Source organism: Enterococcus pernyi (assembly GCF_045371165.1).
Taxonomy (GTDB): domain Bacteria; phylum Bacillota; class Bacilli; order Lactobacillales; family Enterococcaceae; genus Enterococcus_B; species Enterococcus_B pernyi.
This window is the reverse complement of sequence record NZ_JBIQDM010000004.1, coordinates 92,243-108,673: the sequence shown is the minus strand read 5'-3', so window position 1 is coordinate 108,673 and position 16,431 is coordinate 92,243. Positions and strand designations below refer to the sequence as shown.

Here is a 16,431-nt window from a genome sequence, read left to right as displayed (position 1 = left end):
AGAAATAAATGGATTATTTCAATCAAGCAATGTCTTTATTTTCCAACGGGGTGATTACTGCAGGAAGCTTACTGACCGTTTGGGGCATTATCCAATTAGGCGTTGCAATCAAAGAGCATAATGGGCCAGGGATGCAACATGCCATTTTTCAAATCGTTGGGGGTGCAGTGATTTTAGCTGCTGGTGCGTGGATCACGAATATTTCAATGTGAGGAGCGAAAAAGAATGGACGGTGCGATCGAATTTTTGCTACAAACGATTGCAGAACAATTAAGTTTATCGACGAATCATAAAAATAGTCTTTTACAAAACCTCGAACATTATCTGCCGGAAATCTATCGTTACAGTGTGACGATCATGGAAAGTGTCGTCAAACCTATTGCTTATTCCCTATTAGGTTTTCTATTGTTGATCGAATTTCAACAACTCGCACATCGACTATATGGCAAGCAGTCAGAGTTTGGTGGACTGGATCTTTTTTTGCCATTGTTTATCAAAATCGGATTGACCGTACTGCTTTTACGCCACTTGATGGTTTTCCTCAATGCCATTATGGATGTAGGTATTTTTGTTAGTCAAGGAATCAATCAATTGGAGATTCGAGGTGTGACGGATCAGACAATGGATATCTTCAACGTGATGGAGCAGATCGATCAGCTAGGTTTTTTTGAAAAAATGGTGTTGTTGATGATCTTACTCGTTCCCTTGATTCTATCGATCATTGTTAGCGTCCTTGCTCAAGTGCTGATCTTTTTACGCTTTTTGGAAATGTATCTTTATTTGAGTATCTCACCTTTACCGATTGTCGCTTTAGTGAATACAGAAATCGGGCATGTCGGAAAGAATTTTTTAAAACTATTTGGTGCGGCATCTTTACAAGGTGTATTGCTTTTTATCGTGTTGAATATCTATCCACTACTAGTGAGTACTATTTTTTCATTTGATGAGACGCAGGGGATGATTGCAGTGATCAGTGCGATCGTCGGTAATTGCTTGGCGCTATCCATGTGTTTGTTTTACACCATGAAATGGTCGAAAGCGATCATCGTTGCGGCCTGAGTGAGAAAAGGAGTGTGAAAAATGGCGATTGAAGTCGTGATCAGAAAAGAAATCAAAGAGTATCAAGAGAAGATCTTTTTTGGCTTCTCTTTAAGACAGGTTATCGTTATTGCATTGGCTTTAATCGTGATTTTACCGGTCGGCCTACTTAATCATTTTATTTGGGGCTATTCAATTGATGATCTAGGAATTGTATTGATGTTTTTTACTAGTCCGATTTTATCGGTGGGTTGGATCAAAAAAAATCAGTTACCTTTAGAAAAATATCTCCTTATCCGTTGGCGCCATCTTATCGCAACAAAGCACTATCCATATCAAAATGCTCGTTTGGAGGAAGATCATGAAGGGATTTCAACGAGGAAAAACAGTAAAACAGAGAAATATCGAAGTGAACAAGGGAATTAAAAAGTCTTCCTTAACCAAACTATTACACAAGCAAAAGAAAAAAAGAGGAAAAAAAGAACGAAAATCAGCACCAGCCAAACATGCACAAAGGAAGATTCGTTATGAAAAAATGTACGAAAGTGGAATTTGTGAACTTGCTTCCGGATATTATTCAAAAAGTATCCAGTTTTCAGATGTCAATTACCAAATTGCACCTGTAGAAGACCAACAAGCTATTTTTCAAGGGTATTGTACCTTACTAGATAGTTGTGATGAACGAACGCATCTAACGATTACCTTGAAAAAAAAGCGAATGGAACAAAAGGAACTGGAAAAGCAATTGTTCTATAAAGAAACAGGGGAGAGTCAGGACATCTACCGTCGAGAATTGAATGAAATGCTGCGGCGAACCATGACAGAAGGAGGAACGAATTTTAGCAAACAAAATCTATTGACCTTCAGCACGCAGTCTACTGATTATGACCAAGCCAAGCATTCCTTGACACGTATCGAACAACAACTTAGTCATAGTCTTTCGGAAATCGAATCAAGTAGTCAAACACTTTCTGGCAAAGAACGGTTGCAACTGCTCCATGAATTGATCAAACCTAATGAATGGTTCCAGTTCAATTATACAGATTTAGTTTATAGCCGTTTGTCGACAAAAGCAGTTGTTACCCCTGCAAGTTTCAGCTTTAAAGCAAAAGACTATATCGAAATTGGCTCAGAGTATGCCCAAGTCCTATATTTGAAAGATTACCCCACCAAACTTTCAGATAGATTGATCTTAGAATTAATGGATATTGGCGAAGAGTTGTGTTTATCGATCCACATTGAACCAGTGGATTCTGAAAAAGCAAATCAGTTGGTTCAAATTAAAAAAGCTTATATGGAAGGGGACAAAACAACTGCTGAAAGAAAAGCGACACAAAAAGGCTATGATCCTTATTCAAATATTCCGTATGAATTGACCAATAGTATCAAAGAAGCCGAAGCTTTATTAGACGATCTAGTCAAAACCGGTCAAAAATTATATTTTGTTACCTTCCTCGTTTATTTCCGATCTCAGACCAAAGAAAAACTTGCTGATATTGCGGAACAAGTCCAACATGTTGGGCGTAAAAATCGTTGTCATTTCAATGCATTAGACTATCTACAAGATGAAGGATTCAATTCGGTCTTACCTTTAGGAAAAAATTGGATCGAACAACAACGGACGTTGACGACAGAAAGTACAGCGATTTTTATTCCATTTTCAGCGCAAGATCTTAATCATATAGATGGCAAATATTACGGGAAAAATGAAATGACCAAAAATAGTGTAAGGATCAATCGTAAGCAACTAAACACGCCGAGTGGCATGATTTTAGGTAGCTCTGGTTCAGGCAAAGGTGTAGCCAAAAAATATGAAGAAATCACGACGTTACTTAAAAATCCCGAAGATGAAGTCATTTCGATTGATCCGGAAGATGAAGATACGATCATCGGCAATGATTTTGATGCTCAAATCATCAATATCGCCCCTAATACCAATACCTTCATCAACTTACTAGATATTTCAGAAGACTTGAGAGGAGAGGCAGATCCAGTAAAATTGAAATCTGACTTTCTGTTAACTGCTTGTGAAGCCTTGATCGGTGGGCCAACTGGGTTAAATTCGGCACAACGATCGATCATTGATCGTGTCACGCGATTGACGTATTTCAATTTTCAAAAAATCTCAGAAAAATCAGCGCCGACATTGGCGGAAGATTGGTTTCCGCTTTTAAAAGAACAACCGGAAAAAGAGGCGCAGACATTGGCGTTAGACTTAGAGTTATATATCGATGGTTCACTTTCGATGTTTTCTAAACCAACTAATGTTTCTTTAAATAAACGTTTTGTGATTTACAATACGAAACAACTAGGGAATCAATTGAAAACTTTTGGGATGATGGTTGTTTTGGAACAAGTGTGGAATCGGGTCGTTCGCAATCGAGACAGAGGCATCACTACTTGGATCTATATTGATGAAATGCAACTCCTGTTAAATGATCCTTACTGTGAAAATTATTTTTTTGAACTATGGAGCCGAATCCGTAAATGGGGTGCGATTGCCACTGGTATTACCCAAAATGTCGAAACCTTATTATTATCAGATAAAGCACGCCGAATGTTAAGTAATACGGAATTTATCATTATGTTGAAACAAGCGAAAAGTGATTTAGATGAGCTGTCTTCCTTATTCAATCTTTCGTATCAGCAACAAAGACAATTACTCAATCCAATCAAAGGCGCAGGATTGATACGGGCAGGCAATGCCATTGTCCCTTTTTCCAACACTGTTGATCCAACAACAAAACTTTATGAGTTGATCACCACTGATCCTGTCGAACGCCACAGATTACGACAGGATGTATCGCCATGAAAAAAAACGATGTAGGCATTGAAGAGACCGTGAAATCACGAAATAAACGAAGGAGTAACAGACATTTTCTGCGTAGGAAAACGAAAGATCCTCGCAGAGTCATGCTTGCATATCAGACAAAAATAGTTGATTTCTCTTTACTTGGAAATAAAACTTCGATCAGTAGCAAAGTCAGCCTTTACCTACTTGTTGGTGTTAGCATTCTCATATTTTTTCTCTTTTTCAGTATGATCGGCTTCGTTTCGTCTGCCACGATCAAAATCAATGAGCTTGAATTGACGAAGGTATGGAAATATTTAACCGAATTGGATGTGGAATTGACACTAGAATTAAACTCAACTAAGAGTTTGATTCTAGTAAATGAACGAGTAGTGGCTGCAAATGAAGTCGTGATCAGGTCTGATATTGAAGAGGTGCTGATTTATTTAGACATGGCTTATGGTGAAGACCAATTAGGAAATCCAGATGTTCTCAAAGAAACGATCCAAGGATTGCATGAACAGATGTGGCAAGTAGACAGTAACGAAGGTCAAATCAAATTAACATCACGATCATTGTCGCAAGTGATCACTTGGACGCCGGAGTGGAAAGAACGCAGACAGCTGTTAGCAGAAATTGGTCTTTATGCAAGTTTGACTGAATTAAGCAATCCATTGAAAGAAACAGACTCTTTACGCATAAAACAACGCTTTGGTTATTACGTAACAAATCAAGAAAAAAGCTTACTTGAAGGACTGCTCATCCAGACAGAACCGAAAGAAAGCATAGTCGCTGTGATCGCTGGAGAAATTACAAGAGACCGAGAGAACGTAACCATCACAATGAACGATCAAACCATTACTTATCATGATGTAGATCTAACAGCTACTGAAGGACAGATGGTATCGGTGGGGACAGAGATCGGGAGAGTAAAACAAGAGGAACTGCATCTGTCTTACCAGAAAAAAGGTGAAATCGTCAATCCAGCTTTTTATCTCCCCAATGTAGTCGATAACAATGAGACACAGCTTGATCCCATTGAAACGGACGTTACATTTAATGGACAGAAATTTCGAGAAGTGATTTTACTGCATTGTCACGCATTTAGTGACCATGCAGAAACGATTATCCAAGAAGCTAAAAAGAATAATATCTCCCCCATTGTTCTAGCAGCCATCATGATCCACGAAACTGCTTGGGGGACGAGCGAAGGAATTCGAGAAAAGAACAATCCAGGTGGCTTGATGCGAGAAAATGAGTTGCTTTCCTACGCCACACTTGAAGAAGGGATTGCCGCCACCGCTCGAACACTAAACCAATTGATCGTGAACCAAAGACTGATGACAGTCGAGCAACTCGGAAGTGTGTATTGTCCTGTAGGTGCAAGTAATGATCCCCTGGGATTAAACCAATACTGGGTACCGACGATCAAAGAATTATTTGTACAACTAGGTGGCAGTAAAGAGATGAGCTTACTCTGGCAATCGAATCACACAGTGGGTCAAGAGGTGTTGACACAAGCCAGAACATTGTATCGTCAAAACGTTCAGTACTCACAAGGCTTTGAACGAGGCACCTTTCCTTATCATGATTGCTCTTCTTTTGTTCTGTGGGCGATGAGAAGTGTTGGCTTGCCTGTGCCACTAGGTAGCACTGAGACATTGTATTCTTTGGAAGGGACTTTCCTGATGCCAATCAGTCGAGAAGATGTCAGAGCCGGTGACTTGTTTGTGTGGGGGAAGAAAGGACACTCTTTAGGTAGTTACGGCCATACAGGGCTATTTTTAGATGATGGTGGTAAAACGATCCTTCATTGCACACCTGCTACTGCACGAGGGTATGGTCAAGAAGGCGATATCGTCATCACTCCATTTGAAGGCTATGCAGGTGATTTCCAGCTGGCGCCTGTTTATTTCTATCGATTGTTGGGAGAAAAAAAATGAATGCAAAATCCCGCTTCCTTTGTCTCATTCTAGCTTTCTTTCTGTTTGGTAGCATGACTTTTAGTGTTGGTAGGTCACTTGTCTTTCGTTCACAAGAAAAAAGACAAGCCTCTGAAAAAAAATCCAGACAACTTTCGGAAGCACAAGTCAGAGAATTTTTACAAGCTTATTATACGTTTGAAACAGTCGGCGACAATTACTCTGCATATGTTGATGCTCTTTCTAACAAGATGAAAGATAAAGTAAAAACAGAACAAGGTAAAAAAACGCATAGTCCACAGCGTTTTGGCTTCAGTCGCTGGCTCAAAAGCGAGCATTATTTTAAACAAACGAACGAGGAAATGGTTGAAGTCCTCTGTTTGGTTGATTTTACGACGTCTTTATTGAATGAAGAAGGCGGAGTTGTAAAAAAAGATATTCGCCATCGTGAGGGTGTCAAACTGACTTATCACTATGACACTAAAAATCATCGCTATGTCTTGGATGATCTCGAACAGCTGTCTTCTTTTATGGAAATACAATGATTGAGTAAGGAAGACCTTACAAATGGACGCAACAAAAATGAATGAGGGGAGTGACAACGTATGGCGAAAGAAACTGTAATCATCGATCAGATCCATCACTTACAAGTAGAAGAGACTCAGTTGGATTTGTTTCAGGCTTTGGAAGATTTAGAAACTGAAAATCGACGAGTCTTGCTGGCAAACACACAAGGACAATGTCGCATACGTATTTATGATCGTAAGGGAGAAATGATGATAGAAAAAGTGCTTCAATTTCCTTTGACAGAGGAGATTGAAGAGATCTTAAGTCAACACTGGGAGCAAGAAATAGCCAATACAAAAGAGAAGAGTCAGTTCCCTCATTCAAGCAACACACTGAAAAAAAATCAGTTGTTACAAATCAATTGGAAAAAAATCATCAAGCGATTACTTCTTAGTGGAGTAATCGTTTTTGTTGTGATTCAAGGTGTCGGTTTGTTTGTTGAACAAAGAACGAATAATGAGCAAGCGACAACCGAAGAAAATCAGAAAAGTTCATGGCAGTCATTAGTAGAAGCAGGCGCATATGAAGAAGCTGCGGAAGAATATCCCACTCAGTATCAGCAATTGATCGATCACTTAGTGGAAGAACAGGAATTTTCTTGGGTAGAGAAGTTGAATGAGCAAAAGCCAACAGGAAATGCCACCTTTGATCTGGCTTTTTATCAAAACGATTGGAAAAAAGTGATTGCGACCCACGTGGAACAATTGACGGAAAAGCGCCAAACCAAGTTAGCGATTGCTTATTTGGAGCTGGAACAAGTACAAGAAGCCGTTGTGTTGAATCGCCACTTGAAACATCAGGAGATCACGTTAGCACTGGATCAGTTTTATTTTGAAAAAAGTCTTGATTGGTTGAAAGAAAAAGAAATGAACAAAGCGAAAGAAGCATTTGAACAAATCCAAACGGAAGAATTAAAAGCGGTGATGGCGGCATACATAGAGCAAGGAACGATTATTTTAGATTTCATTACGTTCTATGAGGCGTCAGCCGATATGTCTGAAAATCTAATGCTTTGGGAAGAACGGTTGGCTCGATTAGGAGAGTCAATGGAATAAAAAACCTTACTTTGTAAAAAAGAGTCCAAAAAATCACGAGGATGTGCCTTTTCGTAGGTATCTACAGATAAAATGCTCCCTTAAATGAAGAAAATAATTGTTTCAGCGTCTCTAATTAGTACCAGAAGTCTTTCATCAAATCACTCATTTGGATCACTCCATGTTTTGGCACAAATGATTGTGACAAAATCCGACTATTTATCTAAATGGTAAGCGGATACAATTTGGTTAAAGAAAGAGATAAAGGAGCGATTGAAGTGGAAGAGACGATACCAAAAAATAAAATTTCATTCAAAGCAAAAGTACAAAAGTTAGGAAGTACCTTATCTAGTATGGTGATGCCGAATATCGGTGCGTTGATTGCTTGGGGTGTTTTGACAGCATTATTTATTCCAGATGGCTATTTACCAAACGAAGCGTTTGCTACGATGGTCGGCCCAATGTTGACGTATTTAATTCCTTTATTGATCGGCTACACCGGAGGGAAAGTCATCGGTGGTGATCGTGGTTCAGTCGTCGGAGCAATTGCGACGATGGGTGTGATCGTTGGGACAGATATTCCGATGATGTTAGGTGCCATGATCATGGGTCCATTAGGTGGCTTTGCCATCAAGAAATTCGATCAAGTGTTTCAAAAACATATCAAATCAGGGTTTGAGATGTTGGTCAACAATTTTTCTGCAGGATTAATCGGTTTTGCGTTAGCATTGATCGGCTTTTCTGCAATTGGTCCAGTGGTGGATACACTGACGCAAGCGATGGCAACAGGTGTTGAAGCAATTTTAAATGCAAATTTGATTCCATTGACGAGTATTTTTATCGAACCAGCGAAAATCTTGTTTTTGAATAATGCGATCAACCATGGCATTTTGACTCCTTTAGGAACAGAACAAGTGGCTACAGCCGGTCAATCGATCCTGTTCTTGTTGGAAGCTAATCCTGGACCAGGTCTAGGTGTATTGTTAGCTTTCACACTATTTGGCAAAGGCGCGGCAAAATCATCTGCACCGGGTGCAATGATCATCCATTTCTTAGGTGGAATCCATGAAATCTATTTCCCATACGTAATGATGAAACCGTTATTATTCTTATCAGTGATTTTTGGTGGGATGACAGGTAGTTTCGTTTTCCAATTAATGGATGCAGGCTTACGTGCGCCAGCTTCACCGGGTTCGATCATTGCCATTTTAGCAATGGCACCATTGAGTGCTTACTTACCAGTTATTTTAGGGATCGTCGCTGCAACAGCCGTTTCTTTTGGAATCTCTGCAGTCATTCTAAAAGCTGATGCGAAAGAAACAAGTGAAGATTTTGAAAAATCAGTGGAAGCGACTCGTCAAGCGAAACAACAAGCGAAAGGAACTGGAACTACTAGTCAGGGACAACCAGCTTTATCAGCGATCAAAAAAATCATTTTTGCCTGTGATGCTGGAATGGGGTCAAGTGCGATGGGTGCTTCCTTGTTAAGAAAAAAAGTCCAAGAGCATCACTTACCTCAACTCGTGACGAATCAAGCCGTTAGTCAATTATCTGATGAAGCAGACGTATTGATCGTGACTCAAGTTGAGTTGCAGGAACGAGCAAAACAAAAAGCGCCACATGCTCATTTTGTTGCAGTAGAAAACTTCTTAAATTCACCAAAGTATGATGAAATCATCCAAGCATTAGGAAGTAAGGAAGAAACACAGCCAAGCCAACCACTCTCTACTACTCCAACAGATGATTTGGATTTATCTGAATTAAAAGATATCAAAGAGATTTTACTTGTTCATGACGATCGTGCAGGATCAGCGACAATGGGATTGTCCTTATTGAAAGATATATTGAAGAAAAACCAATTGGAGATCCCTCTGAAAAAAATCAATATTGATGAGTTGACGGAGCAATCGAATACACTGATCGTTTCAAGAGAATCCTTGTCTGAGGAGGCACGTTCAGTGGCACCGCATTCACTTCATTTTTCAGTGGCGACGATGGTCAGTCCACAAAAATATGAAACGATTGCTCACTATTTGAAAAAAGTAGCATAAGGAGGAAATAAAATGTCTGAATTAGCATTTGATATGATCGAGTTGAATAAGGCTTTTGCAACAAAGGAAGAGGCCATCCGATACTGTGGAAGAAAATTAGTGGAAGCCGGTTGTGTCGAAGAACCCTACATTGACGCAATGGTGGAACGTGATGCGATGTTATCCGTTTATATGGGGAATTTTATCGCGATCCCTCATGGAACAGATGAAGCCAAAGCATTCGTAAAAAAATCAGGGATCTGTGTGATCCAAGTGCCAGATGGTGTCAATTTCGGGACTGAACAAGAAGAAAAGATTGCGACAGTCTTGTTTGGTATCGCTGGCGTAGGAGAAGAACATCTGCAATTAGTGCAACAAATCGCTCTTTATTGTAGCGACATGGACAATGTTGTCCAATTAGCAGATGCACTGAGTAAAGAAGAAGTCACACACAATCTAGCAATTGCCTAAGGAGAGAAGACGAATGAGAGCAGTACACTTTGGTGCCGGAAATATCGGCAGAGGATTTATTGGAGAAGTTTTAGCTGAGAATGGGTTTGACATCACTTTTGTTGATGTCAACGAACAGATCATCGATTCATTAAATGAAAAAAGCCGGTATACGATCGAACTAGCTGACGAATCGAAAAAACAACTTGTCGTTGAACGCGTTCGCGGATTGAACAACCAAAAACAGCCTGAACAAGTGATCAAAGAAATAGCACAAGCAGATCTTGTGACCACAGCGATCGGTCCCAATATTTTACCATTCATTGCTGAACTGATTGCAAAAGGGATCGAGCAAAGAGAACAAGAGGGCAATCAGCAACCGCTAGACATCATCGCTTGTGAAAATATGATTGGTGGCTCTGAGCATCTAAAAATGGAAGTCTATAAATATCTGTCAGATACCCACTTTGCAGATCAGTCCATCGGATTTCCGAATGCAGCAGTGGATCGCATCGTGCCGATGCAACAACATGAAGATCCTTTGTTTGTGCAAGTGGAACCTTTTAAAGAATGGGTCATTGATGATACGCAACGAAAAAATAAAGAGATTTCGTTAAATGGCGTACTATACGTCAAAGATTTGGAACCATATATTGAACGAAAACTATTTAGTGTGAACACAGGGCATGCGACTGTAGCTTACACCGGTGCATTATTGGGATATGCAACGATCGATGAGGCAATGCAAGATTCGTTAGTCGTTGCCCAACTAAAATCAGTACTACAAGAAACAGGAAGTTTACTGGAAGCAAAATGGGGCTTTGATAATAAACAACATGAAGCCTATATTGAGAAAATCATCCAACGTTTCCAAAATAAATATATCTCAGATGCCATCACTCGGGTAGCTCGAACGCCTTTACGGAAGTTAGGCTATCAAGAACGCTTTACTCGTCCGGTTCGTGAATTGCAAGAATACAATTTGACTTGTCCACATTTGACAGCTACGATGGGGATCATTTTCAACTACTATGATCCTGAAGATGAGCAAAGTTGTGAACTGCAAGAGATGAAAGTGCGAGAAAATATGGATCAGTTGATCCAAGAAGTCACAGGTATCCATGATCCGACAACAATCAGTAACATCAAGCAAAATGTGATGCGTTATGCGAAACAAGTAGCTTGATTCTTGATACGATCAATGGAATAAACAAGTGGATTGTAAAAAAAACCTCTAAAAATATCTTAGATATTTTTAGAGGTTTTTCGCTGTTTACTTGATTGGAGCTGCGGCAACTGTTGGTAGATCAAGCTCTTTTCCATAACGTTTCTCTAATGCTAAGCGAACGAGACGCTCCGCTAGATGTTCATTACGTGCTAAGATCGGACCATGGAAATAGGAGCCGTAAACGTTGCGGTAAATGACACCTTCTGATTGATCTTCCCCATTATTCCCTTGACCTTTGACGATTTTTCCCAGCGGGCGTTCGCCTTCGCCAAGAAATGTTCGACCATTATGATTTTCAAATCCATAATAGGTTTCGTTGAACTCTTCGTTGTGGATCACGATGTCACCAATGAAGCGATTATTCTCTTGGCTTAAGGTGTAATGATCCAACGCACCGATTCCTTGGATTTTTTCACCGTTTGCGCCCATATAATAATGACCAAGTAGTTGGTAACCGCCACAAATCGCAAGTACGACACCATCATTTTCAATGTAATTAGTCAATGATTCTTTCTTTTCTTGAATGTCTTTTGAAATGATCATTTGTTCAAAATCTTGACCACCTCCAAAGAAAACTAAGTCATATTTATCTGCCTCAAAGGGTTCATGGATGCTGACGATCTCAGTATGAGAAGTGACCCCCATTTTTTTGGCGATATATTGGAGCATCAAGAGATTGCCATTGTCACCATAAGTATTCATCAGATTCCCATAGAGATGGGCAATGCGTAATTCGTAGTTAGCCACGATTCATGCCTCCTTTGATAAAGCCTTGACTCGCTAATTCTTTTCGTAATTGTAAGACAGCTGTATAGGTCGCTAAAATATAGACATGATCCGTCGGTAGTTGCTTGATTTTCTCAATGACATCAGTCAATTCTTTTGATTGTGTCAATTTATCTTCAGCGATACCCGCTACTTTCAAACGTAGTGCCATATCTGTGTGGCGATCGCCACCAGCAATCACAGCAGGGATTTCCATATCTGCAAAGCGTTCAAATTCTCCGTCCCAGATCCAACTCACATCGATTCCATCTGCGTAGTTCGCATTCAAGAGGGCTACTAGTGAAAATGGATACGGCGCATGTCCCATCATGTCGATGACTTGGTTGATCCCTACAGGATTTTTGACTAGGACTAAGGTACAGGACTTGCCATCGATTTCGATGTCTTCTTGACGACCAAATACTTTTTCGTCATACCCTAAGCCTTGTCTGATTTTTTCAGGAACAACACCATAATATTCAGCCACCGCAGTAGCTGCTAAAGCATTATAGACATTGTACATGCCACCAACTTCGATGCCATATTCATTGCCATCAATGACGAAATCAGCTGATTTGTTGTCCATTCGTTTCATTTCTGTCAAACGATAATCCAGTTCTGGACGTTTAAAGTCACAATTTGGACAATAGTATTTACCTAAGTTTGCATAAGTGATCATTTTGTAGTGCAAGATGTGATGACATTTCGGACACAACACGCCATCTGTATTGTAGTGGGCCATCTGTTCATGGTCTTCTTCGTGATCAAATCCATAATATCTTCTAGGGTTGACGGTCTCAACTGAATTGAAGATCGGTGAATCGCCATTACTGATGATCGTAGCATCTGGCGATTTTGCGGCACCGTCAACGATCATTTTATACGTGGTGTAGATTTCACCGTAACGGTCCATTTGGTCACGGAAAATGTTTGTAAACAAAAATAGTTCAGGTTTGATGTATTCAGTCACTCTACTTAGACTGGCTTCATCGATTTCTAACACCGCAAATTTCTTTTGGCCTTTTCCGGCTTTTGCTTGTAAAAAAGTCGAAACGATTCCTTGGACCATGTTGGCGCCAGTAGGGTTCGTCAAGACTTCATCAAATTGTTGTCGTAAGATATTGACGGTCAAAGCGGTCGTCAATGTTTTTCCATTTGTTCCAGTTACGACGACGACTTGATAGTCTTTTGCTAATGTATCTAAAATATGAGGATCGATCGATAAAGCAAGTTTACCAGGTAAACTTGATCCTCCTTTAAAAAAGGTTTTTAGTCCCCATTGTGCGGTTTTACCAACTGCAATCGCAAATTGACTGCGTATTCCCATTATGTAACCTCCAAAACGTCATAATTACAAATAAATTCAACTAATCATACCATATGTTGAAAAAAAGGTTAAATTGCTTTGTCTTATTTTACAAAAGTTTATACTGTTCGCAAAACAAAAACGAAAGAAGCAAGAAAACGAAAAACGATCGCTTCCTTGCTTCTTACATATCGTTTTTTTATGGTAACGATAGACTAGCTTACCCGATAATGATTTTCTCAGTAGGATATTCATAACCTAAATCTCGTGTTTCTTTTGGCACAAATAACATTAATGTATACAACATCCCGATACGTCCAATAAACATCAACGCACCGATCGTGATTTTACCGACTGTTGATAGATCACCGGTAATTCCTAGCGATAACCCCGTTGTCCCAAAAGCAGAAGTCACTTCCACGATGATTGAGATCAGCGGTTGTTTCTCCGTGGCAGATAAAAAAAGAATACAGAAGAAGCACATCCCTAAGGAGAGCATAAAAACGACTACTGATTTTCGGACATCATCTTCATCAATTCGACGACCAAAAATATTAATGTTATCTTCACTTTTCAAAAATGAATAAAGATAAAGGCCAATGATCGCCACAGTCGTGGTTCGGATACCCCCGCCGACAGAACTGGGACTACAACCAATGAACATCAATAAGGAAAAGACGATCAAGGTGGTGATTTGAAAATCTCCTAGATCATGGATCTGTAAACCCGCATTACGAGTTGTCATGGAATAAAACATTGAATTGATCCACTGGACACTAGGATGGAGATCTTTGAACAAGTGATTTTTTTCAAGTAAAAAAATCAAGACAGTCCCGCTTACAAATAAAATGACAAAAGCGAGGATGGCGAGTTTTGTAAACAAAGAGAACCGAAAAGGAATCTTGGCTTTTGTTTTTCGATACAAGCGCCATTCTCGAAACTCCATCAATACTGGAAAACCGATTCCACCAATGAAAATCAGGAACATGATCATAAATAAAAATGGATAGTCATGTTCAAATGGCTTGATCGACTCACCAGTAATATCGAATCCCGAATTTGTGACCGCGGAAATAGCTTGATAAAATCCATGGAAAATGGCTTCGTGCCAATGATCGAAATAGCCGCGAATATAAAAATAAACGGAGAACAAGGCACCAAATAGCAATTGGAACCAGAGCAATATGACAAAAGTGATCCGAATCAAACGAACGATACCAGATAAACGTGGTTGGTTCATATCTGTCATGATCAATTGTCTTTGACGTAAGGTGATCCGTCGCTTAGAAAAGATAATAAATGCCGTTGAGATCATCATGATCCCTAAACCACCCACTTGAAACAACACTTCGAGTAAAATAATGCCATTGTTATTAAAAATCGCGTGGATGTCAAATGTCGAAAGACCAGTGACACTGATCGTACTGATAGCCATAAAAAGCATGTCAATAAATGAAGCATGACTACCCGGATTTCGGAAAAATGGGATGTAAAACAAGCCCAAAGAAATCATAGTCATTAAAATATAATAAAATACAATAATTTGAATAGAAGAAAAGTGACTAGAAGCATATCTTGCACTACGCCTTCGCCATTTCCGGAAAAAAAGATTCAATTGCACAAATTCGATCCTCCTTGTTAGATGTTTCTTCCAGTATACCGACAATAAAATAAATACACAAAGAAATAATAAAACTAAAATTTACTAGGATTTTAGTTATTGGAAAAGTGTCTTATAATAAAGATGACTTTGCGAAACAACTTGGAGGGAGATCCATGATAAAATGAAGTGTATCAACTAGTCATAGACTGTCTGATTACGACTAAAACAACATTTGAGTAATCTACACAAAAGTTTCATGAAAAAATAAGAAAAAAATAAGAAATTTATGGTAAAACTAAAGAATACGTGTGAGAAAAATCAATTTTTGCCAAACGGATCAAGACTTCAAGCGGCAACAAGGAAAAGGATGAGAGAATATGCGAAAAGTAGCACCTATATTAAAGCCAATCGCTGTATTGACGATTTCGACGATTGTTGCTACCACAACAGGCATTGTTAATAGTTCTAGCTATCGTGCACCAAGTCGTTCCACAGAGACTACGACGACTTCTACCAATGAAGGAACAGGGCAAACGAATGACACGGTAGAAACAACACCGACGACTGTAGAACAAGACACAACCAATTCTACATACAACCAAAACTCAATACCAGAAAGTTCCGTGGATGAAGGAAATACAGGATATACGACCGATTCGACTAGTCAAAATCAAGGGGACGACAGCGGTTCAAGTACGACGCCAAGTGCCACTACACCAAGCAGTACGACGCCTAATACAACGCCAAGTACTTCTACGCCAAGTGAAGGCAATCTAAATGAAAATAATGCACCTACAGAGCAATCCGCTGAAACACAGATGTATAATCAACAGGCAGGTGATGAAGAATGACATTTATATTAGATATCATCAATGGGATACACAAGTTTTTAGGATATTTAGATATCAGTCCTAAATATTTGAACCGAGGCTATACTATATTAAGTGTGATTCCGACCGTTTACCTTTTACGGATTGTTTATGGATTATGGCAAAATCAAAACTATTTGCAGTTCTTTTTATATGGATTAGGCTTTTTAGTTCTTTTATATTTCACTGTTCTAAATGTGTTTTATTACTTTTTTGATAAAAATTCAAAAGCCGATGTGACCCAAGTGATCGTAAAATATCTACCTGATGAAGCATTCAATATTGAAGGAGAAACGGTTCGCGGGAACAACGGAAATATCGACAAAGTCAATACAGAAAAAGCCAATGTTCTATTCGATGAAGACTACCAATTGAAACTAGCAGAGAATATGCGTTATTTGATTGAAAAAGGGGAAATCAAGGTCAATGAACTTGGTCGAATGGACGGTTTCTTGATTGATCGAAATACACTTTATCCCTACTATTATGTGAAAAAAGTCTCCGACAAAACTTATCAATTAAGTATCGGCCGTAATTATTCCAGCATGGAAAAAGTAGGAACGATCAAGGTCGACTCGCCAGAAGATCATATTGAACCCGTAGGCTTATTCCTTGCAGGCGGTGATTTTGTCAAAGATGGTCTTAGATACCATGAACCCTATCGTTTGAAGTTGATCATCAAGAAAAATCAACCAAAAGAACAAGAAGGTGAAGTGACATACAGTCGAACCCAACGAAGAAAAAAATCAAAAGTATAGGATAAATCTTCTCCATCGAGTATTTATTTCGCTCTAATATGAAAGATACATGAAGTTCAAAAAAACATTT

The 16,431-nt window shown here is 39.2% G+C and carries 15 protein-coding genes; 12 read left to right on the top strand and 3 right to left on the bottom strand.

Annotated features, from left to right (window positions below):
• Positions 1 to 8 precede the first annotated feature (8 nt).
• The 10 genes from ACH0AK_RS06620 (at position 9) to ACH0AK_RS06575 (ending at position 11,018) form a co-directional block, all read left to right on the top strand.
• Positions 9 to 212, top strand: coding sequence for a hypothetical protein (locus ACH0AK_RS06620; RefSeq protein ID WP_010736645.1), 204 nt, complete (start codon positions 9 to 11; stop codon positions 210 to 212).
• Between the two features lie 13 nt (positions 213 to 225).
• Positions 226 to 1,059, top strand: coding sequence for a VirB6/TrbL-like conjugal transfer protein, CD1112 family (locus tag ACH0AK_RS06615; protein ID WP_010736644.1), 834 nt, complete (start codon positions 226 to 228; stop codon positions 1,057 to 1,059).
• 21 nt (positions 1,060 to 1,080) lie between these two features.
• Positions 1,081 to 1,464: a PrgI family protein gene (locus ACH0AK_RS06610; protein WP_023520286.1), complete on the top strand. Its 384-nt coding sequence runs from the start codon at positions 1,081 to 1,083 to the stop codon at positions 1,462 to 1,464.
• Positions 1,448 to 3,850 (top strand): VirB4-like conjugal transfer ATPase, CD1110 family, encoded by a 2,403-nt coding sequence (locus tag ACH0AK_RS06605; RefSeq protein ID WP_371740697.1) that lies wholly within the window; start codon positions 1,448 to 1,450, stop codon positions 3,848 to 3,850. Before ACH0AK_RS06610 ends, ACH0AK_RS06605 begins: the two co-directional genes overlap by 17 nt.
• The gene (locus ACH0AK_RS06600) at positions 3,847 to 5,772 is read left to right on the top strand and encodes a peptidoglycan amidohydrolase family protein (protein ID WP_224434239.1); all 1,926 of its coding nucleotides are present in this window, start codon (positions 3,847 to 3,849) and stop codon (positions 5,770 to 5,772) included. The genes ACH0AK_RS06605 and ACH0AK_RS06600 overlap by 4 nt, the downstream gene beginning before the upstream one ends.
• Positions 5,769 to 6,296 carry a hypothetical protein gene (locus tag ACH0AK_RS06595; protein WP_224434238.1) on the top strand — a complete coding sequence of 176 codons (528 nt, stop codon included), beginning with the start codon at positions 5,769 to 5,771 and terminating at the stop codon, positions 6,294 to 6,296. The genes ACH0AK_RS06600 and ACH0AK_RS06595 overlap by 4 nt, the downstream gene beginning before the upstream one ends.
• A gap of 60 nt (positions 6,297 to 6,356) precedes the next feature.
• Entirely contained in the window at positions 6,357 to 7,373 is a 1,017-nt protein-coding gene (locus tag ACH0AK_RS06590; protein ID WP_226076119.1) for a hypothetical protein, read from the top strand.
• A gap of 257 nt (positions 7,374 to 7,630) precedes the next feature.
• Positions 7,631 to 9,403, top strand: a complete 1,773-nt coding sequence (locus tag ACH0AK_RS06585; protein ID WP_499796803.1) for a PTS mannitol transporter subunit IIBC — start codon at positions 7,631 to 7,633, stop codon at positions 9,401 to 9,403.
• A 12-nt stretch (positions 9,404 to 9,415) separates the two neighbouring features.
• On the top strand, positions 9,416 to 9,853 hold the full coding sequence (locus ACH0AK_RS06580) for a PTS mannitol transporter subunit IIA (RefSeq protein WP_019723779.1): 438 nt from the start codon (positions 9,416 to 9,418) through the stop codon (positions 9,851 to 9,853).
• Positions 9,854 to 9,866: 13 nt separating this feature from the next.
• Positions 9,867 to 11,018, top strand: a complete 1,152-nt coding sequence (locus ACH0AK_RS06575; protein ID WP_438846695.1) for a mannitol-1-phosphate 5-dehydrogenase — start codon at positions 9,867 to 9,869, stop codon at positions 11,016 to 11,018.
• Between the two features lie 87 nt (positions 11,019 to 11,105).
• Here the strand turns inward: ACH0AK_RS06575 and ACH0AK_RS06570 are convergent, their stop codons facing one another.
• The 3 genes from ACH0AK_RS06570 to ACH0AK_RS06560 form a co-directional block, all read right to left on the bottom strand.
• Entirely contained in the window at positions 11,106 to 11,807 is a 702-nt protein-coding gene (locus ACH0AK_RS06570) for a type 1 glutamine amidotransferase (RefSeq protein ID WP_010736635.1), read from the bottom strand.
• Positions 11,800 to 13,152: a Mur ligase family protein gene (locus tag ACH0AK_RS06565; RefSeq protein ID WP_096081777.1), complete on the bottom strand. Its 1,353-nt coding sequence runs from the start codon at positions 13,150 to 13,152 to the stop codon at positions 11,800 to 11,802. The genes ACH0AK_RS06570 and ACH0AK_RS06565 overlap by 8 nt, the downstream gene beginning before the upstream one ends.
• Positions 13,153 to 13,351: 199 nt before the next feature.
• Positions 13,352 to 14,752 (bottom strand): TrkH family potassium uptake protein, encoded by a 1,401-nt coding sequence (locus ACH0AK_RS06560; protein WP_224434236.1) that lies wholly within the window; start codon positions 14,750 to 14,752, stop codon positions 13,352 to 13,354.
• Positions 14,753 to 15,111: 359 nt separating this feature from the next.
• Here ACH0AK_RS06560 and ACH0AK_RS06555 point away from each other — a divergent pair, with 359 nt between their 5' ends.
• Both ACH0AK_RS06555 and ACH0AK_RS06550 read left to right on the top strand, forming a co-directional pair.
• A complete protein-coding gene (locus ACH0AK_RS06555; RefSeq protein WP_023520277.1) occupies positions 15,112 to 15,585 on the top strand; it encodes a hypothetical protein in 474 nt (157 codons plus the stop codon).
• Positions 15,582 to 16,361, top strand: coding sequence for a DUF6681 family protein (locus ACH0AK_RS06550; protein ID WP_224434235.1), 780 nt, complete (start codon positions 15,582 to 15,584; stop codon positions 16,359 to 16,361). The genes ACH0AK_RS06555 and ACH0AK_RS06550 overlap by 4 nt, the downstream gene beginning before the upstream one ends.
• The last annotated feature ends 70 nt before the right edge of the window (positions 16,362 to 16,431 follow it).